General features: G+C 65.7%; 20 protein-coding genes and 2 pseudogenes. 12 read left to right on the top strand and 10 right to left on the bottom strand.

Translation table 11 applies throughout. The annotated features are described in order from the left end of the window. Positions 1 to 42: 42 nt before the first annotated feature. Complete coding sequence (locus H7J73_RS03670) at positions 43 to 816, top strand: triose-phosphate isomerase family protein (protein WP_264065873.1); 774 nt, start codon at positions 43 to 45, stop codon at positions 814 to 816. Between the two features lie 19 nt (positions 817 to 835). Here the strand turns inward: H7J73_RS03670 and H7J73_RS03665 are convergent, their stop codons facing one another. The 3 genes from H7J73_RS03665 to H7J73_RS03655 form a co-directional block, all read right to left on the bottom strand. Next, the gene (locus H7J73_RS03665; protein WP_264065872.1) at positions 836 to 2,116 is read right to left on the bottom strand and encodes a RuBisCO large subunit C-terminal-like domain-containing protein; all 1,281 of its coding nucleotides are present in this window, start codon (positions 2,114 to 2,116) and stop codon (positions 836 to 838) included. An 80-nt stretch (positions 2,117 to 2,196) separates the two neighbouring features. Next, positions 2,197 to 3,024 carry an HAD family hydrolase gene (locus tag H7J73_RS03660; RefSeq protein ID WP_264065871.1) on the bottom strand — a complete coding sequence of 276 codons (828 nt, stop codon included), beginning with the start codon at positions 3,022 to 3,024 and terminating at the stop codon, positions 2,197 to 2,199. 32 nt (positions 3,025 to 3,056) lie between these two features. Then, positions 3,057 to 3,989, bottom strand: coding sequence for a DUF7973 family transport facilitator (locus tag H7J73_RS03655; RefSeq protein WP_264065870.1), 933 nt, complete (start codon positions 3,987 to 3,989; stop codon positions 3,057 to 3,059). 222 nt (positions 3,990 to 4,211) lie between these two features. On the opposite strand from H7J73_RS03655, the gene H7J73_RS03650 reads away from it, so the two are divergent. Next, complete coding sequence (locus H7J73_RS03650; RefSeq protein ID WP_264065869.1) at positions 4,212 to 5,711, top strand: FGGY family carbohydrate kinase; 1,500 nt, start codon at positions 4,212 to 4,214, stop codon at positions 5,709 to 5,711. A 58-nt stretch (positions 5,712 to 5,769) separates the two neighbouring features. After that, positions 5,770 to 7,263 carry an FGGY family carbohydrate kinase gene (locus tag H7J73_RS03645; protein ID WP_264065868.1) on the top strand — a complete coding sequence of 498 codons (1,494 nt, stop codon included), beginning with the start codon at positions 5,770 to 5,772 and terminating at the stop codon, positions 7,261 to 7,263. 67 nt (positions 7,264 to 7,330) lie between these two features. Here H7J73_RS03645 and H7J73_RS03640 read toward each other — a convergent pair whose 3' ends face one another. Continuing rightward, a complete protein-coding gene (locus tag H7J73_RS03640) occupies positions 7,331 to 7,687 on the bottom strand; it encodes a zinc-binding dehydrogenase (RefSeq protein WP_353961988.1) in 357 nt (118 codons plus the stop codon). 278 nt (positions 7,688 to 7,965) lie between these two features. After that, positions 7,966 to 8,364, bottom strand: a pseudogene (locus H7J73_RS03635) (alcohol dehydrogenase catalytic domain-containing protein); the annotation flags it as partial. Positions 8,365 to 8,482: 118 nt separating this feature from the next. Here H7J73_RS03635 and H7J73_RS03630 point away from each other — a divergent pair. The 5 genes from H7J73_RS03630 to H7J73_RS03610 all read left to right on the top strand — a co-directional run bounded on the left by H7J73_RS03630 (position 8,483) and on the right by H7J73_RS03610 (position 13,995). After that, positions 8,483 to 10,039: an FGGY-family carbohydrate kinase gene (locus H7J73_RS03630; RefSeq protein ID WP_264065867.1), complete on the top strand. Its 1,557-nt coding sequence runs from the start codon at positions 8,483 to 8,485 to the stop codon at positions 10,037 to 10,039. A 7-nt stretch (positions 10,040 to 10,046) separates the two neighbouring features. Next, complete coding sequence (locus H7J73_RS03625) at positions 10,047 to 10,883, top strand: HAD-IIA family hydrolase (RefSeq protein ID WP_264065866.1); 837 nt, start codon at positions 10,047 to 10,049, stop codon at positions 10,881 to 10,883. 8 nt (positions 10,884 to 10,891) lie between these two features. Then, a complete protein-coding gene (locus H7J73_RS03620; protein ID WP_264065865.1) occupies positions 10,892 to 12,253 on the top strand; it encodes an iron-containing alcohol dehydrogenase in 1,362 nt (453 codons plus the stop codon). Between the two features lie 87 nt (positions 12,254 to 12,340). Continuing rightward, on the top strand, positions 12,341 to 13,213 hold the full coding sequence (locus H7J73_RS03615; protein WP_264065864.1) for a class II fructose-bisphosphate aldolase: 873 nt from the start codon (positions 12,341 to 12,343) through the stop codon (positions 13,211 to 13,213). Then, the gene (locus H7J73_RS03610; RefSeq protein ID WP_264065863.1) at positions 13,210 to 13,995 is read left to right on the top strand and encodes an HAD-IA family hydrolase; all 786 of its coding nucleotides are present in this window, start codon (positions 13,210 to 13,212) and stop codon (positions 13,993 to 13,995) included. Before H7J73_RS03615 ends, H7J73_RS03610 begins: the two co-directional genes overlap by 4 nt. A 23-nt stretch (positions 13,996 to 14,018) precedes the next feature. On the opposite strand, the gene H7J73_RS03605 is transcribed toward H7J73_RS03610, so the two are convergent. Continuing rightward, the gene (locus H7J73_RS03605) at positions 14,019 to 14,753 is read right to left on the bottom strand and encodes a GntR family transcriptional regulator (RefSeq protein WP_264065862.1); all 735 of its coding nucleotides are present in this window, start codon (positions 14,751 to 14,753) and stop codon (positions 14,019 to 14,021) included. A gap of 186 nt (positions 14,754 to 14,939) precedes the next feature. On the opposite strand from H7J73_RS03605, the gene H7J73_RS03600 reads away from it, so the two are divergent. Together H7J73_RS03600 and H7J73_RS03595 are read left to right on the top strand one after the other, a co-directional pair. Then, positions 14,940 to 17,114 (top strand): alpha-ketoacid dehydrogenase subunit alpha/beta, encoded by a 2,175-nt coding sequence (locus H7J73_RS03600; protein ID WP_264065861.1) that lies wholly within the window; start codon positions 14,940 to 14,942, stop codon positions 17,112 to 17,114. A 30-nt stretch (positions 17,115 to 17,144) separates the two neighbouring features. Beyond that, positions 17,145 to 18,425 carry a dihydrolipoamide acetyltransferase family protein gene (locus tag H7J73_RS03595; protein ID WP_264065860.1) on the top strand — a complete coding sequence of 427 codons (1,281 nt, stop codon included), beginning with the start codon at positions 17,145 to 17,147 and terminating at the stop codon, positions 18,423 to 18,425. A gap of 30 nt (positions 18,426 to 18,455) precedes the next feature. On the opposite strand, the gene H7J73_RS03590 is transcribed toward H7J73_RS03595, so the two are convergent. Then, complete coding sequence (locus H7J73_RS03590; protein WP_264065859.1) at positions 18,456 to 19,565, bottom strand: 6-phosphofructokinase; 1,110 nt, start codon at positions 19,563 to 19,565, stop codon at positions 18,456 to 18,458. Positions 19,566 to 19,702: 137 nt separating this feature from the next. Further along, positions 19,703 to 19,866: pseudogene (locus H7J73_RS03585) on the bottom strand (hypothetical protein); the annotation flags it as partial. 165 nt (positions 19,867 to 20,031) lie between these two features. Here H7J73_RS03585 and H7J73_RS03580 point away from each other — a divergent pair. Beyond that, on the top strand, positions 20,032 to 21,252 hold the full coding sequence (locus H7J73_RS03580; RefSeq protein ID WP_264065858.1) for a serine hydrolase domain-containing protein: 1,221 nt from the start codon (positions 20,032 to 20,034) through the stop codon (positions 21,250 to 21,252). A 25-nt stretch (positions 21,253 to 21,277) separates the two neighbouring features. Continuing rightward, entirely contained in the window at positions 21,278 to 21,997 is a 720-nt protein-coding gene (locus H7J73_RS03575) for a type 1 glutamine amidotransferase (RefSeq protein WP_264065857.1), read from the top strand. On the opposite strand, the gene H7J73_RS03570 is transcribed toward H7J73_RS03575, so the two are convergent. Continuing rightward, a complete protein-coding gene (locus H7J73_RS03570) occupies positions 21,998 to 23,350 on the bottom strand; it encodes a TIGR01777 family oxidoreductase (RefSeq protein WP_264065856.1) in 1,353 nt (450 codons plus the stop codon). It lies immediately after the preceding gene. 298 nt (positions 23,351 to 23,648) lie between these two features. Then, on the bottom strand, positions 23,649 to 23,880 hold a 232-nt coding region (locus H7J73_RS03565; protein ID WP_264065855.1), incomplete at its 5' end, for an MspA family porin.

The following is a 23,880-nucleotide window of genomic DNA, read 5'->3' as shown; positions in this document are numbered from 1 at the left end:
AACTTGATAACATCCACCGACCCCGATGAAGAGGAGCCCACAATGCTGCCCAAGGTTCTCACCGGCGCCAGCCCCAAGAGCTATCTGAATGCGAAGACGGCCGCGCAATGGCTCAACGTCGTCCGAGCCGGGCTGGAAGCCCGCACCGACGGCGGACACGGCGTATTCCTGTGCGCTCCCTATCCACTGCTCACCGACGCCATTCGCGCGCTGGGTCCGACCGGCGCGCTGGTCGGCACCCAGGACGTCTCCCGGTATCCGGCGGGCGCGTATACCGGCGAGGTGAACGCCGAACTGCTGGGCGGCCTCGGCGCACGATTCGCCATGATCGGCCATCCAGAGCGGGTGCGGTACTTCGGCGAGGAACCTGCCGATTTCGCCGCCAAGGCCGCCGCTGCGTCATCGGCCGGCCTGGTTCCCATCCTCATCGTGGGCGAGCCGACCCGTGGCGCCGATCCGGAGGAGATCATCAAACCTCAGATCGACAGTGCCTTCGCCGATCTCAGCCCGGAGGCCCCGGTCGTGGTGGCCTACGAACCGACCTGGGCCATCGGCGCCGCCGAGCCAGCGCCGCCGGCGCACATCGTCGAGGTGGTGGCCCGCGTGCGGGAGATTCTGGCAGCGCGGCCGGGTGAGTCCCGGGTGCTCTACGGCGGCAGCGCCGGACCGGGCACCTATGCCGCGATCGCCGGACACGGCCATACGGCCGGTCAGCTCGCCGGTATTCCCGATGGGGTGTTTCTGGGCCGGGCCGGGGTGGATCCGCACGGATTCCTGGCCACCGTGGACGAAGTGCGCGGAGCTCAGCAGAACTGAGCTCCGCGCGAGGTCTCCGCTAGATGCTGCCCCAGGCGTCCAGCGCCTGACGCAGTTCGAGATGCTGCGTGGCCGCCTCGGCCGCGCCCACCCCGGACAACCGGGCGTCGATCGCCTGGCGCATCGCCCGAACCCCGGCCGCCGGCCCGCCGGGATGCCCCTGGATGGCACCCCCGACACCCAACACGATGTCGGTACCCAGTTCGCTGATGTAACGGTCCACGGTGCCCGGATGCAGTCCCCCGCCGATCACCGGCATCGTCGGCAGCAATCCCGGCCGGGGCAAGAGCAACTGATGGGCGGTGCGCACGTACTGCAGACCGCGTAACGGATAGCCGCCGTACGGGCTGATCACCAGCGCCAGGTCGGCGCCGGCCAGCCTGGGCAGCAACCCCATCGCCAGCGGCGCACTCATCCCCGTATTCGGTCCCTCGAAAAACGGTGCGGCACCGGCGAAATGGGCCAGCACCGGGACATCCACCGCCTCAGCCAGGGCCTCCAGCCCGCCGTAACCCACGGTGGCGTAGGTGACCATCAGCGCGCGGGCGCCGGCATCGACAACACGGGCCGCGGTGGCCAGCATCCGGTCAGGACGGTCGGTGACATTCGGTATGTAGACGGTCTCCACACCGGTCGTGTCGGCCGCCACCCGGGCCGCCTCGGTGAAGAGTTTGACCCGATCCACCACCGGCGAGTACGCGGGATTGGCGATCAGCTCGTCGTCTTTGATCATGTCGATCCCGCCGAGAGCGGTCTGGGCGAAGATATCGGCGGCCGCCTCGGGTGTCAGGCCGGCGCACGGCTTGATCATGTTGAGCAGCAACGGCCTATCGGTCACGCCGGTCAGTTCCCGTAGACCTGCCACCCCGAACTTCGGGCCGGCGAACTGTGCGGTCAGTGTCGCGGGCAGTTCGAGATCCACCAGCTTGGCCTCCACCGAGGTGGAGGCGTCGTTGCCGAGCACAGTGGTGAGCAGCATCGGAATAGAGGCACCGAAATTGACGGTCGGCAAGGCCAACCGCACCAGGTAGCCGAAGCTCTCCGGACGTCCCGGCCCGTCGGTGTCCAGCGCAGGCACACTCAGCACGCTGAGCACTCTGGCCTCGTGGTGAGCCCGCATCGACTCGGTGATGCCAGGCACTTCAAGCCAGGTGCCGATGGTTTGGCCCACCGCGAAGGCTGCGGCTCGGGCCAGCACATCGGTATCGGCGGGCAGCGTCATCGCATAGGTGGCGACCAGATACTCATCACCGACGTTCTCGATGAGTTCGAACATTCGCAGTGACGAGGCTGCGGGCATGGTGTGTTCCCTTCCAGGGCGAGTCGAGCGACGGGGAAACTGCTGGGTTCGAGGATGTTTCGACGCGTCACCGGAGGCCGCTAGGCCCGGCCGGCGACGATCAGCCGCTGTGCCAGCTCGATGATCTCGGCGGCACCGTCGTGCGCATGATGTCCGATCTGATGCCGGGCCGCGTCGACGACCTCCTGCCGGGCATTGCCCATCGCGATGGCATGGCCGATATTACTCAGGAACACCACGTCGTTGCCGCCGTCGCCGATACCCATCACATCACCGGGCTCGATACCGAGCGGCGCGAGAATATATTGCAGGGCAGACCATTTGGTGGCATTCGTGTCCACGAACTCGAAGAACACATCCATCGACCGGGTTCCCCGAGGCGCCCTGGCCAGGATCTCGTCGGTCGCGGCGTCGAGCGCTTCTGGGCTGCCGTGCAGCATCATTTTGACGATGGAATCCGGATTCTGGTCGGCGAAATCCTCGACCAGTACCTCTGATTCGTTCAGCGCAATCAATTGCCTGCGCATCGCACCGTCGTGGTCGACTAGGATCTCGTCGGCCGTCCACCAGGTGAGGTCGAGGTTCAGATCGTCGTGCAGGGACGCGATGGCCTCAATCTCGGCTGGCGCCATCCCCACCACTCGGGTGTTCTCGTCGGTCACCGGATCGAAGACCACCGCACCGTTACAGCTGGCGACCTGGTTGGTGATGCCGATTTCGCGGGCCAGCGACAGCGTGTTGGCCCGCGAGCGACCGGTGAGCAGCACCGCAGGCACGCCTTCGGCCGCCAACGACTGGATGGCGCGGCGCGTCCGTTCGCTGACCTGGTGATCACCGCCGGCGATGGTGCCGTCCACGTCGAGCGCGACAGCGCGCACCCCGGCGAGCTCTTCGATGGTCCAGGTCATCTGCGGTGACTCCTCATTTCATATCGGTTGTTTCAACTCACGAATGCCGCGATGGCGAGCACGATGGTGGTCGCCGGCCAGACGGCCGCCGCCGGTGGATCGATATGGGTGTCGCCGTGGGCCAGCCACAGCCGGGAGAAGAACTCGGCGAACCAGGCCGACAGGACGCCTCCGGCCGCACCGATGAGCAGTGCCAGCCAGGTGTGCCCGACCAGCGGCAGGAACGTCAGAGCGGCCAGACCGGCGACCAAGGTGATGTGGTGGGTTACGGGGATCGCGTGCCCCATCGAGAGCAGCAGCAGCGATATCGCCGAGATCCCAAACATGAAGACCTGGCCGACCCCGGCCAGCTGCGGGAATGCCTGCACGAGGCTGATCGAGATGAAGGAGGCAAGCAGGCCCACGAACGCCCCGAGCACGGTGTTGGGCACGAAGCGTTCCTGCCCCTCGATCCAGCGGCCACCGTCGACCGGCGAATAGGCAGCCCACCCGGAGGCGCCCGAGCCGTTCTTGGCGACAACCCTGCAGTGCCCGAAGATGATTCGCACCAGCAGCGCAGAGATGATCACGGTCAGCGCGACGGAGTCCGTGTGCGAGCCGAACCACGGGATCTGCGCGATGGCCTTCTGCAACAGGTACCCGAGCACACCGAATGCGGCGCCTACCAGCAGGACGTCGGGTTTGGCGAACTTGGCCAGTGGCGTGACGATGTCCTTACCTGCCAGCTCGGCCTTGCGGGCAGCGTAGGCAGCCGAGGCAACGCCGCCGGCGAACGCGATATGTGGCCCGAACGCCGGTCCGAAAGCTATGTCGGACAAGAAGGTCGAGTGTGGATCGGCGATCAGTGCCAGTATCCCGGCCAGCACCATCAGGCCGGTGAAGGCGAAGGAGTGCAGTCCGCCGATCGCGGCTCCGAAGAAACCGCCGCCGGCCGAGGACAACAGCGAGTAGATGTCAAAAGTCATGGACAGCCCTTGTCTCGCAACGATGGAAGACCTGCAGCCGTGATCGGCTGAAGAATGGGAAGGTGATCTACGTCATCCCGCCGCGAGAGCCTAATCACATACATACTTACATGGCAATACTTGACTATACATCTGCGTACCCATATGTTGGGCCCACGCCGTTCAGTGACTCATGTCACTGAACAGGCCACACTGGACCTCCATCACAGAGAATTTGGGGAAATGGCCGACTACATCCTTGGAATCGATGAGGGCACCACCAGCGCCCGGGCCTTTGTCATCGACGAGAACACCACCGTGCACGGCTTCGCTCAAGCCGAACTCACCCAGATCTACCCACGACCGGGGTGGATCGAGCACGACCCGATGCAGATCCTCAACACGCAGCTTGAGGTCATCCGAGCCGCGCTGCGAGATGCGGGCATTACGCCCGACCAGCTTCGGGGCGTCGGGCTGACCAATCAGCGCGAAACCGCGGTGGTATGGGAAAAGGACACCGGCCGCCCGATCTACAACGCGGTGGTGTGGGCGTCACGGCACTCGGTCGAGGTCGTCGACAAATGGGTCTCCGACGGTATCGGCGACCTCATCCAGGAGCGCACCGGCCTCATCCCGGATGCGTATTACACCGGCTCGAAGATCCGCTGGATTCTGGACCGGGTCCCCGGCGCCCAGGAGCGCGCCGAGCGCGGGGAACTGCTCGCAGGCACGGTCGACACCTGGCTGATCTGGAACCTGACCGGCCGCAAGTCGTTTGTCACCGACTACTCCAACGCCTCGCGCACTATGATGATGGATCTCAAGACCTTGCAGTGGGACCAGGAGCTGCTCAACCACTACGGCATCCCGCGTTGCATGCTGGCCGAGATCATGCCCTCGGATTCACATTTCGGTGATCTGGAGGCCACCTTCGGCGCAGCGGTACCGATCGGCTCCAATCTCGGCGATCAGCAGGCCGGACTGTTCGGACAGGCGGCATACCAGCCGGGCCGGGTGAAGATGACCTACGGTACCGCCGGGGTACTCAATATCAACTGTGGGGCAACACCTTTACGCGTCGAAGGCTTGACGCCCAGTGTGGCCTGGGGCGTGCAGGGCAAGGTGGCCTACGAGGTCGAGGGCGTGCTGTTCTCGATGGGCAAGACCATGCAGTGGCTGCGAGATGACCTGCAACTCATCCACGCCGCACCCGACAGCGAGTGGTACGCCGGACAGGTGGCGACCACCGAAGGCGTCTACCTCATCCCCGCCTTCACCGGGCTGGCCGCACCTACCTGGGATCCGCACGCGCGTGCGGCCATTATCGGGATGAGCAACTCCACCACCCGGCTGCACATCATCCGGGCTGCCGTCGAGTCGATGGTGTACCAGACGCGCGACGTGGTGGAGGCTGCGTTGGCAGGCTCCGATATCAAGATCCCCGAACTGCGCATCGACGGCGGTGCGGTCAAGAACAATCTGCTCTGCCAACTGCAGGCCGATATCCTGGGCATCCCGGTCATCCGGCCGCGCAACCCCGAGGCCACCATCTTCGGCGCCATGCTACTGGCCGGCCTGTCGACCGGTGTGTATGCCAGTCTCGATGAGGTCGAGTCCAAGTGGGTAGTGGACCGCGTGTTCGAGCCACAGATGAGCGCCGACCGCGCCGATGAGCTGTACTCCGGTTGGCGCGCCGCCCGGGAACTCACCAAGGGCTGGGCCCACCAGGTCACCGTCGCCTGACGCGGCCTGAAACCCACTTCCCCCTTCGCTTTTGGCCCACTTCTCTTGGAGTACATCCATGCCTCAGTACATTCTCGGTGTCGACGAAGGCACCACCAGCGCACGTGCCTTCGTGATGGATGAGGACACCAACGTCCTCGGTTTCGGTCAGGCCGAGCTGACCCAGCTCTATCCCAGGCCGGGCTGGCTGGAACACGATCCGATGCAGATTCTCAACACCCAACTGGAGGTGATGCGCGCGGCACTGCGTACCGCCGGGATCAGGCCGGAGCAGCTGTCCGCCGTCGGACTGACCAACCAGCGCGAATCGGCACTGGTCTGGGACAAAGCCACCGGACGCCCGATTTACAACCTGATCGTATGGGCCTCAAGACATTCCGATGAGATCGTCGCACAGTGGGTGGCATCGGGTTTCGGCGATCTGATCATGGAACGCACCGGTCTGGTCCCCGACGCGTTCTACGCGGCGTCTAAGATCCGCTGGATCCTGGACGCTGTACCCGGCGCCCAGGAACGTGCGGAGCGCGGCGAACTGCTGGCAGGCACCGTCGACAGCTGGCTGATCTGGAACCTGACCGGCCGCACCTCCTTCTGCACCGAGCCATCCAACGCGTCGCAGACCATGATGATGAACCTGGCGACGTGCGAATGGGACGACGACCTGTTGGCACACATGCGAATCCCACGCAGTATGCTGCCCGAGATCGTGGCTTCCGACGCCGAATTCGGCAGCATCGACGCCACTTTTGGAGCCGCAGTGCCGATCACCGCAGTGCTCGGCGATCAGCAGGCCGGACTGTTCGGCCAGGCGGCCCTGCACCCCGGCCAGGTCAAGATGACCTACGGCACCGCAGGCGTACTGAACATCAACAACGGCCCGAATGCTTTCCGCCCGCAAGGACTGACGCCCAGCGCAGCGTGGAACATCGGCGGACAACTGTGCTACGAGACCGAGGGCGTGGTCTACGCAATGGGCAAGACCATGCAGTGGTTGCGAGATGACCTGCAGCTCATCCATGCCGCACCGGACAGCGAGTGGTATGCCGGACAGGTCTCCAGCACCGAAGGTGTCTACCTGGTACCGGCATTCACTGGACTGGCCGCACCAACGTGGGATCCGTCCGCCCGCGCGGTGCTGGTCGGGATGAGCAACGCCACCAATCGCTTGCACGTCATCCGGGCCGCAGTCGAGTCGATGGTCTTCCAGACCCGCGATCTGGTCGACGCCGCCGTATTGGGTTCGGGTTTCGACATTCCCGAACTCCGAGTGGACGGCGGGGCAGTCAAGAACGACCTGCTCTGCCAACTGCAGGCCGACATTCTCGGCGTCCCGGTAGCCCGTCCACAGAACTCCGAGGCGACGATCTTCGGTGCGATGCTGCTGGCCGGACTGTCTGCCGGAGTCTACGGCAGCCTAGACGAGGTGGAAGCCAAGTGGGTGGTGGACCGAATGTTCGAGCCACAGATCAGCCGCGACCAGGCAGACAGCATGTACGCCGGCTGGACAGCCGCACGTCAGCTGACCCGGGGCTGGACCAATCAGGTGGCCTGACCTGACCACCGCGGCAATGCGGCCCGGTGACCAACTGGTCACCGGGCCGCTCTCGTCATCGGCGGGCTCAGCGCGCCAGTTCGAAGACCACCTTGCGACCTTTGGCAACCAAATCCAGTCCTTGCTGCCACTTCTCGATGGGCAGGACCCTGGGCTGCACCTGCGTGACATCGACGCGCCCATCCTGCATCAGCCGCAGCGCTGTGCGGTAACTGGACGGGCGTTTGCCCCGCGAGCCGACCAACTCCAGCTCGAAGTTAGTCACCCGCTCGTAGTCGACCTCGACTCGCGGCGATCGGCGAAATGCCACCTGGACCAGTCGACCGCCCCTGCGCAGCAACGGAATCGCAGTATCGAGCACGTCATCTGCGCCGCTGCACTCGAAGACCGAATGAGCGCCGTAGCCTTCGGTGACGGCATCCACCACGGCCCGAAGGTCCCCGGTCTGGCCGTCAACGATATACGGGATGCCGAAATCAGCAGACGGCGCAGCGTTTCGAGATGCCGGCTGCGGCCCACCAAGACGACGGTGGCACCCACCGCGTGCGCCACCTGGGCGCACAGCTGTCCGATCGCGCCGGGGCCGATCACCACGACCACCTGTCCGGCCAGCGAGGGACTCTGTTCGATGACCGCGTGCACGGCAATGGCCAACGGTTCGGTGAGCGCACCAGCCAGCAATCCCACGCTGTCCGGCAGCGCATGCACCGCTCGCTCGGGTATCGAAAGTTGTTCGGCCAGAGCACCGTCGGCGGTCGTCCCGATACCCCGCCGGCTCGGGCACCGGTTGTACTCCTCGCGCAGGCAGTACTCACACCGCATGCACAGGTAGGCGTCGGTCTCGACAGTGACCCGCGTACCCACCTGGAGATCGTCCCGACGCAGTCCCGCGCCGAGCGCGGCCACCACACCCGAGGCCTCGTGCCCCAGGGTGCGCGGCACGTGGAAGTCATGCCCGCCCTCGACCGCCAGACGGTCCGTGCCGCAGACGGCGCCGTAGGCGACGTCGATCAGAACATGGCCGGGTTGCGTTGCTGGGGAGGCGATTTCGCACAGCGCAACATTGCCCGGACCCGACTCGTATTTGACCAGGGCTCGCATCGGTCATGCTCCTCGCATCGACTGGTGAAATTAGGTCTACCGCCCCAGGACTATACGGTATATACATGTCTAGAGATGTAATCTGACTCACGACCGCACGCTAGGGACAGGACTTCAGATGGACAGCTACCTACTGGGTATCGACGCAGGAACATCGGTACTGAAGGCGGCCGTGTTCGACCTCGCGGGGCACGAACTGGCTCGCGGCGCACACAGCGTGGTGGTGACCAACCCGCAGCCACACCTAGCCGAGGAGAACATGGACGAGGTCTGGACCGCGGCGGCATCAGCCGTCCGCGACGCGCTGTCCTGCTCCGAGGTCAGCCCCAGCCAGATCACCGCGATCGCCGTCACCGGCCAGGGTGACGGCAGCTGGCTGGTGGACGAACAGACCGGGACGCCGCGCGGCCCGGCCATCCTCTGGACCGACGGTCGCGCCGGTGATCTCATCGATTCCTGGTATGCCGACGGCAGTGTCACCAAACAGTTCGGCACCACCGGCACCGGCCCGTACGCCGGCACCAGTTCGGCGCTGCTGCGCTGGCGGGCCGAGAACCAGCAGGAACTGCTCGACGGCGCCAAAAACCTCTGGTGCAAGGACTGGGTGGCGTTCAACCTGACCGGCGACATCTCTACCGATCCGTCCGACGCCAGCCTGTCCGGCATCGACGTACGCACCCGGCAGTGGTCCCCTGAGGCCAACGCGATCTGGGGTATCGACCACATCGCGTCGGTGCTGCCACCGATCAAGAAGCCCACCGAGTTGGCGGGCACTGTCACCGCCGCCGCTGCCGCGCTCACCGGATTAGCCGAGGGCACACCAGTTTATAAGGGGCAGATGGATATCACTGCGTCCTCGCTTGGGGTCGGCGTGGCCCGCCCCGGTGACTGCATGGCCGTCATCGGCACCGCGGGCATCGTCACGGTGTGCACCGATGATCTGGATGCCGGGTTCAAGCCCGATGACGTCGGGTGGATGATCCCGCACGGGCCGGACACCTGGATCCGGGCGATGGGCACCAACTTCTGCACCCCGAACCTGGACTGGTTCCTGCGCGAGTTCGGCAACCCGTTCCGAGACGAGTCGAGCGACGCGGACCTGTTCACCTATCTTGACCAGCGGGTGCTCGCCACCCCGGTGGGGTCACGCGGCGTCATCTTCCACGGTTACCTCGCTCCCGGCGGTGAACGCGCCCCGTTCGTCCGGCCCAGCGCCCGCGGTTCATTCAGCGGGATCACCGGCAATCACGACCGGTTCGACCTGTTGCGTTCGGTATATGAGGGTGTGGCCTACGGCATCCGGGACTGCCTGGACTCGATCCCGACCAGGGTCGACACCGTCCGAATGGCCGGCGGTGGCGTCAACAGCGAAGTGTGGTGCCAGATCTTCGCCGACGTGCTGGGCCGCACCATCGTGGTGCCCGCCGGCACAGAGTTCGGCGCCAAGGGAGCGGCAATCGTGGCCGGCATCGGCGCCGGCGTGTACTCCGGTTACGGGGAGGCGGTGGACGAAGTTGTCGACATCGTGCGCACCTACACCCCGGATCCGGCCAAAACTGCGCGGTACGACGAGTTCTTCGAGATCTACCGCGATATCCGACAGTCGATGATGGGCGTCTGGGACCGGTTACAGGCCGCCACCCGCCGCGCCGCCGCCGCCGACGATGCCGCCTGATCCATCGATGTCCGAGAACATTTTTGACACTGCCCAGATTCCGGCGTTCGAGTCCTACGTCTTCGACCTGGACGGCACCATCTACCTCGGGGAAACGCTGCTGCCCGGCGTGCAGCATCTGATCGAGACGTTGCGAGAGCGGGCACGCCGGGTCGTGTTCTGCAGCAACAATCCCACCAAACGACCAGATGAGTACGCCGACAAACTGACCCGGCTGGGGTTGCCCACTCCGGTGCAGGATGTCTACACCAGCCTCGCGGCCACCGTGAGCTGGATCCGCAGCCACATGCCGACCGCGCAGGTCTTCCCCATCGGCGAACAACCACTCACCGATGCGCTGCGCAGCGCTGGTATCACCCTGTGCGACGATCCCGAACGCATTGATCTGGTGGTGAGTTCCTATGACCGCACCTTCGACTATCGCAAGCTGCAGATCGCCTTCGACGCACTGTGGTTCCACAAACGGGCCAGACTGGTGACCACGAATCCCGACCGGTTCTGCCCGTTCCCCGGCGGCCGCGGCGAACCTGACGCGGCCTGCATCACCGCGGCCATCACCGCCGGGACCCAGGTGGACTGTGAAGCGGTGTTCGGCAAGCCCTCCAAGGATCTGCTGGAGATCATCAGTGCGGAATCCGGCCTGAACCCGGCCACCAGTGTCATGGTGGGTGACCGGCTGTCCACCGACGTGGTGTTCGCTCGGAACACCGGGATGAGCTCGGCGCTGGTCCTAACCGGTGAAACCAATCGGGCCATGCTGAGCGCCGCACCCAGCGGCCAGCGCCCAGATTTCGTCCTGGACCGTATCGACCACCTACTCGACGACGATTTCGTCCGGAATTGAGGCAGCACGTGCCAGTGACATCGATGGAAACGTTGGCTGACGAATTCTCGTCCGGAGCAATGCAACTGGAGTCAGGTCCGGGTGCGCTGCGCAGACTTCCAGATCTGCTGGACACTCTGGCCCCGACCGGTGAGCTGGTACTGCTCGCCGACGCCACCCAGAAGTTCGTCGGGGCCGAGAACCTGGCCGACCTGATCGCGGATCTGGTCGGTGACCGAACCCTGCGCGCGGTGGTCGCCGCCGAGGGGCCGCACGGGGTGACCCTCGACGAGCCGACGGTGTCCGCCGCGACCGCGGGTACCCACGGAGCCGCGGCGCTCATTGCGGTGGGTTCTGGCACGATCAGCGATCTCGGCAAGGTGGTGGGCCGCGAACTGGACATCCCGGTGATCTCGGTGCAGACGGCAGCTTCGGTCAACGGGTACTCGGACCCGCTGTCGGTGCTGGTGATCAGCGGCGCCAAACGTACCCAGCCCAGCGCGTGGCCGGCGGCCCTGGTGATCGACCACGACGTGCTCGCTGCGGCACCGCAGCGGCTGTCGTGCGCGGGTGTCGGTGACGCCGTGGCGATCTGGTGTGCGCCAGCGGATTGGTATCTGTCCTGCGCGATCGGGATGGACAGCGGTGGGTACGACAGTCGTTATGTCGATCCGGTGCGCACTGCCGCCCTCCGGATTGCCGACCACACGTTGAGCGCCGGCGGCCGACTCGACGCGCTGAACGAAACACTGACCATCGGCGGTCTGGTCATCGGTGGGGCCGGGTCCACGGCTCCGTTGTCCGGTGCCGAGCATCTGATCAGCCATGTCCTGGACATGGCCGCGATGGCCGAGGGCGCCGCCCACGATCTACACGGGGCCCAGGTCGGCGTCGCCAGCATCGTGGCAAGTGCGCTGTGGGATATCGCGCTGAACGAGATCGGGATCCTGGAGCTGGATCCTGCGGACCTGACCGTGCCCACCGATCTGGAGCAGCAGGTGCGCCACACCTGGCAACCGCTGGACCCCAGTGGCACGCTGGGGGACGAATGCTGGCGCGCCGTGCAGGCGAAGGCAACGCGTTGGAACGGTGCGGCCCAGCAGGTGTCGGCGTTCTATGCCGACCGCCCCGGCCACCGCCATGCTCTGCGCGCACTGGTCGGGACCCCGGAGCAGCCGGCCGCCGCGTTGCGGCACTGGGGTGCCCCCATGCGGTTCGCCGAGCTGGCTCCGCGAGTGACTCCCGAGCGGGCACGGTGGGCCTTGCGGGCACTGCCTTTCATGCGGGACCGGATGACGGTCACCGACCTTCTGATGTACGCCGGGCATTGGAACGACGACCTGTTCGACCGGGTTCTGGAGCGTTCCGCGCGAGCTGGCGGCGGGTTGTAATATGATGTATATAGTTGTTTGTACAATTGACAGGAACATCTGCAAGGGAGCCGGCTTCCGCGCCGGCGCGACAACAAGGACGGCACCATGAGTTTTGCCAGCACGAAGGAGCTCACCCGGCAGGCACGCGCGGATGGCTATGCCGTTCCTGCCGTCAACATCGTGGATGGCATCTCCATCGCCGCGGTGGTCGCCGCGGCCGACGAGGCCGCTTCGCCCATCATCCTGCAGACCTCGGTGAAGACGGTGAAGTATTTCGGCGCCGCCGTGCTGGCTGCCACCGCGCAGGCCGCCGCCGACGCCGCACGGGTGCCGGTGGCCCTGCACCTGGACCACTGCCCGGATCGGGCCGTCATCACCGAAACCATCGCCCACGGTTGGTCTTCGGTGCTGTTCGACGCCTCCGACCGGCCGCTCGACGAGGCCTGGGCGCAGACCCGCGAGGTGGTCGCCGAGGCTCATGCGGCCGGCGTGGACGTCGAGACCGAGATCGAGAACATCGTCGGCGTCGAAGACGGTATCGGATCCGATGACCCAAATGTGCACTACTACAGCGACGAACAACTGATCGCCGTCGCCCACGACACCGGTTCCGACCTGATCGCCCCCGCGCTGGGTACCGCGCACGGCCTATACACGGCCGCACCGGTGTTGCTCGTTGACCGAGTGAAAAGCCTTTCTGCACAAAGTGATATCTCGATCGTGCTGCACGGCGGCACCGGGCTGTCCCCCGACGAGTTCACCGCGTTCATCGACGCCGGAGTGTCCAAGATCAACATCTCCACCGCACTCAAACTGGCCTACATGCATTCGGCCCGCGATCACCTCGCCGAGGCCGAGCGCACCGGTAAGTGGGAGCCGGTGAAACTGTTCGATCAGGTGGGCGCGTCGGTGCGCGAGATCGTCGCCCAGCACATCGCGCTGTTCGGCTCAGCGCAGCGGATCGGCGTGCCAGCATGACCGCCGCCCTCATCCTCGATTGCGACGGTGTGCTCGCCGAGACGGAACTGGACGGGCACCTCGTCGCCTTCAACCGCGCCTTCGACGAACTCGGATTCGGATTTCATTGGACTGCAGACGAATACGATCCACTGCTCAAAGTGGGCGGCGGTAAGGAGCGACTGCGCGCCTTCCTGCAGCAGAACCCCGAGATCGATCTCGGCTCCGGCGCCGAACTCGACGCGAACATCCTGGCGGCACACAAGCTCAAATCGTCGATCTATGTCGATCTGGTGCAGGACGGCGCCCTCCCAGCCCGCCCGGGCATCGCCCGCCTGGTCCGGGAGGCCCTCGATGACGGTTGGCAGGTGGCCTGCGCCTCGACCTCGGCCGAGCGCAGCGTCGAGGCGGTGCTCAACACTATTCTCGGACCGGACCAGCGGGCCCGGATGGCCGGGGTGTTCGCCGGAGATATCGTCGATGCCAAGAAGCCGGCGCCGGACATCTACCTGCTGACGGCACAGGAGATCGGCCGCAGCGCCGACGAGGTCGTGGTCATCGAGGACTCTCAGTCCGGCGCGGCGGCCGCTGCGGCGGCCGGGATGGCCCACCTTGTCACCGTCAGCCATTTCACCGCACAGGACAGCTTCCCGGCGGCGACCACCGTCGTCGACCACCTGGGTGAATCCGATCGGCCGGCCACCGTGCGGGCCGGGGTGGACGTGCGCAACACACGCGGATTCGTCGATCTGGACGGGATCGCAGCGGTATTGGCGGCCCACAGCGATTCCGTTACGCGGTAGGCCGGTCCGGCGCTCCGCGGGGATCAGTGGCTGTAGTGGAACTGCAGCCGGATGACGTCCCCACGGAAATGGATCCGGGTGAACTCGAAGGGGTGACCGTCCGGTGCGGCGATACGCTGTTCGAGCAGCAGTAGCGGCGCACCGGGCTGGTTCCCGAACAACTTGGCTTGCGACTTGGAAGCGGTCGCCGCCTCCAGCGTCTCCGACACCTCGGCCATCCTCAGCCCGAAGTCACGATCGAGCACCGTGCACAGCTGCTCACCGACCAGATCGTGGTCGATCACGCCGGGAGCCAGCGACTGGGGGACAAAGGATTCATGGAGACTAATCGGGGCACCGTCGACCCGGCGCAGCCGCCGGATGGAGTACACCGGGGTGCCCACAGGCAACCCCAGCTGTTCGGCCGACCGGGCGTCCGCGTCCACCAGCGCGGCACCTAGGATCTCCGTGCTGGTCGCATAGCCCTGCTGTTCGAGCTGCTCACGAATGCCGCGGTAGGAGGGCGACTGCGTGCTGATCTTGCGGTGCGCGACGAAGGTGCCCTTGCCCTGGACCCGGAAAAGCAAACCCTCGTCGACCAGCTTGCTCAGCACCTGACGAGCCGTCATCCGGCTGATGCCATACAGCTGATTGAGCTCGTTCTCCGACGGGATCTTCTGGTCGGGAACCCATTCGCCCCGTTTGATCCGCTCCCGGATCAGATCGGAAAGCTGCACATAGAGCGGTATTGCCGAGTTACGGTCGATGGTCTCCGTCATGTATCGGTGCCTCCCCGGCAGGACCCACTAGCCCTGGTCTATTCTTGTATAGACTTGTACTATACAGTCCGTATGTAGCGGTACTCATATGGATATCCAAGAAGCATAACCCGGCACAGCGTGCCTACCGGTGCGAACCGCGCGCCGGGCAGTCTTGCTAGTACGTCCAGAAAACGGGAGAAGACGATGGCCACCACTGAACACCTGCACCCCGCCGCCCCCTGGATCGAGCTCACCACCACTCAAACAGACTGGGACGATGCCGATCCAGCCCTCTTGCAGAACATGCTGGTCCAACTGCACCTGATCCGCGGCTTCGAGGAGTACGTGCTGGAGTTGGCCGGCCAGAAGCTGATCAACGGCCCCGCCCACTCGTCGATCGGACAGGAAGGTGGTGCCGTCGGCTCGGCGCTACTGCTGGGCAGTGACGACCAGATCAACGGCTCACACCGCGGCCACCACCAGTTCCTGGCCAAGGTGTTCGGCCACGTCCAACCCAAGGGATTCGACGCCACCGAGGAGTTCACCCCCGAGATCCGCGATGTGCTGTACCGCTCTCTCTCGGAGATAGCCGGACTGGCGGATGGGTACTGCGGTGGTCGCGGCGGGTCGATGCACCTGCAGTGGACCGAGGCCGGCGCCATGGGCACCAACGCCATCGTCGGCGGCGCCGTCCCGTTCGCCGTCGGCTTCGGTTGGGCCGACCGCCACGCAGGCACCGACAACGTCTCCTTCAGTTACTTCGGCGACGGCGCGGTGAACATCGGGTCCGTGCTGGAGAGCTTCAACCTGGCCTCGGCCTGGAACGTCCCCGTGTGCTTCTTCATCGAGAACAACCAGTACGCGGTGTCCACCTCGGTCCAGGAGGCCACCGGGGAAGCCCGACTGTCCGGTCGCGGCCTGGGCTTCGGCATCCCGAGTTGGCGGGTGGACGGCCAGGACACGCTGGCGGTCTACCTGGCCACCAAGGAAGCCGTCGAGCACATGCGCAAAGGTGGTGGCCCGACAGTGATCGAGGTCGACACCTACCGCTACTTCCATCAGAACGGCCCCTTCCCTGGCAGCGCCTTCGGATACCGCAGCAAGACCGAGGAACAGTCCTGGCGCGATCGTGACCCGATCGCAATCGTGGAGAAACATCTAGTGCGTCGCGGTGTCCTGACCGCGGAGCAGGCCAAGGCCGTGCGCACCCGGGTCAAGTCTGTGATGGCCGAGATCGGCTCGACAGTCGTCGAACAAGATCCCAACGGTAAGCCGGGGCAGCTACACATTCGCGATAACCTTTGGCCGTCAACCCAATTCATCAACGTGGGTATCCGTGGCGATATCCCGGAGTTCACCGATGTCGCGGTGCGCGAGAACAGCGATTTCGCCCCCGACGAACTGGTGCCAGCGAAGTTCGTCGATGTCATCGCCGACGTCATGCACCGGCGGATGACCCTGGACAAGAGCGTCGTGGTGCTCGGCGAAGATGTGCACCGTCTCAACGGCGGATCACGTGGCGCCACCAAGGGTCTGGCCGACGACTTCCCCGACCGCACCCTGGGCACCCCAATCAGTGAGGCGGCCTTCACCGGCTTCGGCGGCGGACTGGCCCTGGACGGCCGGTACTACCCGGTGATCGAGCTGATGTATGCCGACTTCCTCTGGGTGGCGGCCGATCAGCTGTTCAACCAAATCGGCAAGGCCCGGCATATGTTCGGCGGCCACCATGACATGCCGCTGATCCTGCGCATCAAGATCGGCACCGGAACCGGTTACGGCTCACAACATTCCATGGACCCGGCCGGTATCCTTGCCACCTCGGTCGGGTGGCGGATCATCGCGCCGTCCACTCCCCTGGACTACGTGGGTCTGATCAACACCGCCATGCGGCTCAAGGATCCGGTGGCCGTTCTGGAACACGACGCCGACCTGTACAAGAGCGTCGGCGACGCCCCCAAGGACCTGGATTACTGCCTGCCCTTCGGCACAGCGGCTGTGCGCCGCGAAGGTTCGGCCGTCACGGTGATCAGCTACCTCTCGATGGTGGGGCGCTCACTGGAGGCGGTCGAACGGTCTGGTGTGGATGGTGAGGTCATCGATCTGCGCTGGCTGGATCGCGCCAGCGTCGACTGGGACACCCTGGGCGAGTCGATCCGCAAGACCAACAGAGTGCTGATCGTCGAGCAGGGTGCCGTCGGCACGTCCTACGGAACCTGGCTGGCCGACGAGATCAACCGGCGCTTCTTCGACTGGCTGGATGCTCCGGTCACCAGGGTCAGCGGCGCCGAGTCCGCGCCGAGCATCTCCAAGGTGTTGGAGACTGCCGCCCTGGCCAGCACCGAAGACATCGTGTCCGCTCTGACCGAGATCGTCTGACACTCTTCACTTTTAAGAAAGGACGCACGCGTGGCACGCCTGCTGAGAATGCCCGGGGTCTCCGCCGATTCCGACGAGGCACTGCTGGACGCCTGGTCGGTGCAGGCCGGGGCCAGCCTGAAGGCCGGAGACGTGGTGGCCTCGGTCGAAACCGAGAAGGCCCTCGTCGAGATCGAGGTCGATGACGACGCCGTGGTGCACGCACTACTGGTGGAGCCGGGCTCCACGGTGCCCGTCGGAGATCCGATAGCGGTGCTGCGGGAGCCCGGAGAGTCGACGGCGGCTGCCGACGAACTTGTCGCCCAGGTCCGGGGCGCTGCCGCGCCTGCCGCACCGGTGGCCTTCGCGGCCGCCGAGATCGTCACCCCCGAACCGGTTCCGGCCAGCTCCGGGGCTCCGGCACCCACTTCCGCGAACGGGAACGGGTCAGGAAGGATCTTCGCCAGCCCGCTCGCCCGCCGGATCGCGACCGAACTGGACGTCGACCTGGTGACCCTCACCGGGTCCGGCCCCAATGGCCGGATCCTGCGCGACGACGTGCGTGCCGCCGCCGCAGCCGTGCCGGTCGCCCCAGTGGCGTCCCCGGAGCCCAAACCCGCCGCAGCCCCGGCGGTGGTGTCCGAGGCAGGCGCGAGCACAGTAACCCCGCACAGCAAGTTGCGCCGGACCATCGCGTCTCGGCTGCAGGAGAGCAAGCGCACCGCACCGCACTTCTATCTGACCCGGCACCTGCGGGTGGACGCCCTGCTGACGTTGCGTAACGAGGTCAACAGCCAAGCCAGTCAACGAATCTCGGTCAACGACTTCTTCATCAAGGCGGCCGGCCGGGCGCTGGTCGATGTGCCCGAGATGAACGTGGTGTGGACCGACGACGCCATGCTGTCCTACGAGCGCGCCGACGTGTCGGTGGCAGTGGCCAGTGAGCGCGGTCTGGTCACGCCAACCGTGCGCGGAGTGGAATCGTTGTCGCTGTCCACCTTGTCGGCGACTGTCAAGGACGCTATATCCCGGGCGAATGCAGGCCGGCTGCAGCAGTCCGAGCTAGAGGGCGGCACGCTGACGATCTCCAACCTGGGCATGTTCGGTGTCGACGAATTCGCCGCCATCATCAACCCGCCGCAGGCCGCGATCCTGGCGATCGGCGCGGCCGGTAAGCGACCGGTGGTCGCGCCGGACGATTCGATCGTTGCGGGCACGGTGGTCTCCGTGACGCTATCGGTCGACCACCGAGCGGCCGACGGCGCTGTTGCCGCCCGGTGGCTGGACCGGCTGGCGGCCTTGGTGGCCGCGCCCATGTCGATCCTGTTGTAGCTCAGCACGACCCATTCGGCGGGTCCGGCGTCACGCGATAGCGGTGATGCCGGGCCCGCCGAAGAGCATTGCGGCCTCGTCGTACAGATGTCCCGGCACGGTCTTCAGCTCGGCCAGGGCCGCCCGCAGATCCACGTCGACTACCTCGACACCCTGCAACGCCACCATCCGCCCCCAGCCCCGGCGTGCCACCAAATCGGCTGCGGCCGTGCCCAATCGGGTGGCCAGGACGCGGTCATATGCGCTCGGCACCCCGCCGCGCTGGATGTGTCCCAGCGTCGTCGCCCTAGTCTCGATACCGGTTACTTCCTCGATCATGGGCGCCAGTTGTTCGCCGATGCCGCCGAGGCGCTGCCGACCGAAGCTGTCTAACCCGCGCTCTGAGTGCGGATCATCGGCGTGGTCAGGCACGAATCCCTCGGCAACCACCACCAGTGGAGCGGTGCCCTGGGTCTGCGCCTCACTGACCCAGCGACAGATGGTCTCCAAGCTGGTGCGTCGTTCCGGGATGAGGATCGCGTCGGCGCTGGCGGCAATACCGGCATGCAGCGCAATCCATCCCGCGTGCCGGCCCATCACCTCGGCGATCATGCAGCGACTATGCGAGTCGCCGGTGGTGCGCAGCCGGTCCATGGCCTCGGTGGCGATCTCGACCGCGGTGGCGAATCCGAAGGTGTAGTCGGTACCGCCTAGATCGTTGTCGATGGTCTTGGGCACCCCGACGATGTGGATCCCATGCGCGCTGAGCTTCAGTGCGGCCGCCAAGGTACCTTCACCGCCGATCGCGATGACCGCATCGATACCCAGCCGCGCCAGGGTGTCCGCCACCTGCTCCACACCGCCGCCGCCGGCGAACGGGTTGGTACGACTGGTACCCAGCACGGTGCCGCCCTGGCGGGCAATCCCATTCACGCCGGCGCGGGTGAGGTCCACGATGTCGCCCTCCACCACGCCGCGCCAGCCGTCGCGAAAGCCGACATAGTTCTGCTGGTGATAGGCGATGCCTTTGAGAACCGCACCGCGGATCACGGAGTTCAGTCCCGGGCAATCACCACCGCTGGTGAGTAGACCGACGCGGGTGAGGCCGCGCGGTCGGGATGTGTTCTGCCGGGCCGGTGCCGACACTGCGGAGAATGCCATCGGAGCTCCCACAATCTAGTTACTTGTACATAGTTGTATATACCAGACCTGACCTATTGGAGCCAGCGCAGGACGAGCCACCAGACATGTCGCGATCGGCATGATCTTGCCGACAACGGCAGCGGAGGCAGCTCCGTGCGGACCCTCTGTGCCGTTTCACGGCCGGCACCAGCAGCATAGGAATCGCCTTGGCCCCACTCGCGGGAACCGAACTGCCAGATTCCCAAACCAATTCGACGCACTTCCCGACTCCGTCGACCTCGAGATACTTCCTGGCTTCCACCGAGCGGAACTCCGGCATCGGACTCATCGCCCCTGGGCGCTCGTCCGCTCCTTCACCAACCCGGTACCCGGAGATTACGGCCACGTCGGCTAAAAGTGATGCGGGCCAAACAATTCGCGACACGATCTGCTCGAGTTCGGCGAAATGGTGCCGATCGACCCGTCGACTGCCAAGCTCGACCCCATGTCTGAGATCCGCCGGGTTGCCGGCCTCGTCGGCGTGGTGACGTTGCTGGCCGCCTGCTCGTCACCGGAGAACCCGCCGACCGCCCCGGCCTCCGCGCAGGCCGAGACGGTCCTGAACATCGTGCGCGACACGATGGCCGCCGAGCATCTGAAATCCGCGATCGTGCGGGTGACGATCGACGGCAAGGACGTGGTGACAGCCGCGCTCGGCGACTCGATGACGGGGGTGCCCGCCACCACCGATATGCATTTCCGCAACGGAGCAGTGGCCATCTCCTACGTGTCGACGCTGCTGCTGAAGCTCGTCGACGCGGGCAAGGTCAGCCTCGACGACAGGTTGTCGACCTGGCTGCCCGAGGTCCCCCATTCCGATCAGGTGACCTTGGGTCAGCTCGCCCAGATGACCTCGGGGTACGTCGATTACGTCATCGACAACGACGCGTTCGCCGCGGCCACCTATGCCAACCCGTTCCGGCAGTGGACACCACAGGAGCTGCTCGCCTTCGCCGTCGACAAGCCATTGCAGTACGCACCGGGCACAAACTGGAACTACGCCCACACCAACTACGTACTGCTCGGCCTGGCCCTGGAGAAGGCAACCGGCGAGCAGATGCCGAAACTGTTGCAGGACAATATTCTTGACCCGCTGCACCTGACCAATACCGCGAACTCGGTCACCGCCGAGATTCCCGAGCCGGTCCTGCACGCGTTCAGCTCGGAGCGCCGCGAGGAGCTGAAGATCCCGCCGAGCGCCCCGTTCTACGAGGAGTCGACGTACTGGAACCCGTCGTGGACCATCACCCACGGGGCGATCCAGACCACGAACATCTTCGATATGGAGGCCACCGCGCGGGGCATCGGCTCGGGCGAACTGCTCTCGCCGGAGTCCTACCGGTTGATGGTTGCGACCGATCTGCGTGGCAAGACCCACGCCCAACCCGGCTGCACCACCTGCGCGGCGATGACTGATATCTATACCTACGGCTACGGCATCGTGATCTCCGGCGACTGGCTGCTGCAGAACCCGTTGTTCAGTGGCTACGCCGCGGTGGAGGCGTATCTGCCCTCGCGGAAAATCGCGATCGCCGCCGCGGTCACCTACGACGAAGCCGCTTTCGACGACCACGGGAGCTACGCGAACGGCGGCGACAGTCTGTTCCGCAAGATCGCGACGGCGCTCGCCCCCGACGATGCGCCACCGGTGCCGCCAACCAACTAGCGAGCGGACCAGTATCGTCAACGCCGTGGCGCGCAAGGTGTTGTTCATCTACAACGATCCCGACGCATCCGAGGCACTTCTCGGCGATGTGTTCGTCGAGAACGGCTTCGACATCGATACGTGCGAGGCGGTTCCTGCCGACCGTGTCGACAACCCCGCTGCCGACGTCGAGTTTCCTGATCCGACAGGCTATGACGTCATCGTTCCGCTGGGTTCGCGGTGGTCGGTCTACGACGACGCGCTGCGCGGAACCTGGGTAGGCGACGAGATGCAGCTGATCCGCAAGGCCGCCGATGCAGGGGTCGGTGTGCTCGGCGTGTGCTTCGGAGGTCAACTGATCGCTCAGGCGTTGGGCGGAACAGTGGGCCGCTCCCCGGCACCGGAGCTCGGCTGGTATCACATCGACAGTGACAGTGATTTCGTTCCGTCTGGACCGTGGTTCGAATGGCATTCGGATCGTTTCACCTTGCCGCCGGGAGCCACCGAGGTCGCCAGGAACGCCCAAGCCTCGCAAGCTTTCGTCATCGGCCCGATCTTGGCATTGCAGTTTCACCCGGAACTCGACAGCCCACTCCTTGAGTGCTGGTTAGCCGACCAGACGAACCACGACGTGAGCCGTTTCGGTGTCGATATCGACGAGCTGCGAATCAGGACCGCCCTCGAGGGCGATGCGGCAGCGGCACGAGTTCGCACACTGGTCACCGGATTCCTCGATCAGGTCGCGCACGGCTCGCGCCAGTCCTGATCATTCGTGGCCGAGCTGGTGCGCCAGCGCGTCCGCGATCGCGGCGTGCCGGAACCGATGGTCGAGGGTCAGCAGTTTGGTCGGCAGTACCCGCTGATCGGCTTCGGCGAGTTCGCGGACCCCTTCGGCTCCCAGCAGTAATCGCGGCCCGAACGACGGCACCGGTAATAGTGCGGGCCGGTGCAGCACCCTGGCCAGCGCCGCGGTGTACTCGGTGTTGCGCACCGGGTTGGGCCCGACCGCGTTGACCGGTCCGGTCAGGCGGTCGTCGTATAACGCCCGGTAGTAGATGTCGATCAGGTCGTCGAGGCCGATCCAGGACAACCATTGCCTACCGCTGCCGAGCCGCCCACCCAGCCCCGCGGAGAACAGCGGCCGCAACAGCCTCAACGTGCCGCCGCGAGCGGCCTGCACGATCCCGGTGCGGACGGCGACCACCCGCAGACCCGCCGCCGCGGCAGGCCCGGTGGCCGCTTCCCAGTCCGCAACCACGTCGGCGAGGAAGCCGTCGCCGCGGGAACTCTCCTCGCAGAGCAGGGCGTCCCCGCGGTCGTAGCCGTAGTAACCCACTGCCGACGCGCTGACGAATACCCGTGGACCGTCCGTCGTCGCGGCCGCTACCTCGGCGAGCCGCCGCGTCGGCTCGATGCGGCTGTCCCGGATCTCAGTCTTGTGCGCATCGGTGAATCGGCCCGCGATCGAGGTACCGGCCAGGTGGACAACGGCGTCGAGACCCGCAAGCACGTCCGCGGCCGGTTGATCCGGACGCCATTGCCGCTCAAGGGGACCCGTCGCGGGGCGACGCACCAGCCGGATCACCCGATGCCCGCCGGTAGTGAGCAGCGCGCACAGCGCCGAGCCGACCAGCCCGGATGCCCCTGTCACGCCGACCACCATCGGCTCCGGACGGTGCCGGGCGGCGACCTGGTGTGCGGCCAGGTCGTCGGCGAGCTGACGGTGCCGATAGACGAACGTGGAGCGCAGCGCCGCCCCAGGAACCGGGGTGTCGACGGTGTCGTGCATCAGTGTGGTGCCGTCGACGTGATCGGTGAACTCGTGGGTGTGACGCCAGTGCCCGATAACCCGCGCCGGCCACGATCGCGGACCTGAGCTCGACAGTTCGTCGACGAAGCGGTGCGGTGGGTCATAGGCCGCCGCGTTGTGCTGGGCCACCCAGCGCAGGCCGCCGGGCAGGCCGAGAATGGCGGTGCCGTCGGCCAGCGAGGATGCTTCCTGCACGGCAGTCATCGGCTGCCACGGCGGGATGAGCCGGAGGAAGGCGCCCGGCCGGCCGTGCCACCCAAACACCTCATCGATCGGATGGCCGATGACGCTGCTGTACTCGATGCCCATTTTCCTCCTGATGATTCGTCGGTTATTCGCAACCGACGCAGAGTTGGATGGGGCCGGCCCATACGAATACGCCCTGAAGGCAACCGACACGCTAGGGAGAGCGTTTCACCGTTGCCTTCAGGGCCTGTGCGCAGCCTATGGATACCGGCTGTAATTGCGCTGAGAATCTCCCGAAATCCTTTGTCGGCCGGACATGCAAGCGGCCCCGCCGTTTCCGACGGGGCCACTGCACTTCCTCTGCTAGGGAGAAGCTTTTCGAGCGTTAATCCCTACGCGAGTTCATCGGCTAATTCATGTGCTAGTTCATGTTCCAGGGATCACCGTAGGTGGTGACACTGTCACCAGCCTTACTGATCAGGCGTGCGAAGGGCCGCAGCAGGACGCCGCCGGCAGCGCCGGTCACGGTCCCGTGGGCGTTAGAAACGGCGACNGCGCCGTTGGGGCCGGAGACGTCGACGGAGAAGGTCGCGACTTCCTGGATGCCGGGGCCGTTGCCCAGGTCAGCGGAGATCGACACACCCGGGAACAGG

The organism is Mycolicibacterium komossense, from assembly GCF_025822605.1.
Taxonomy (GTDB): Bacteria; Actinomycetota; Actinomycetes; order Mycobacteriales; family Mycobacteriaceae; genus Mycobacterium; species Mycobacterium komossense.
The sequence above is the reverse complement of the archived record's forward strand: the minus strand, read 5'-3'. Positions and strand labels throughout refer to the sequence as shown.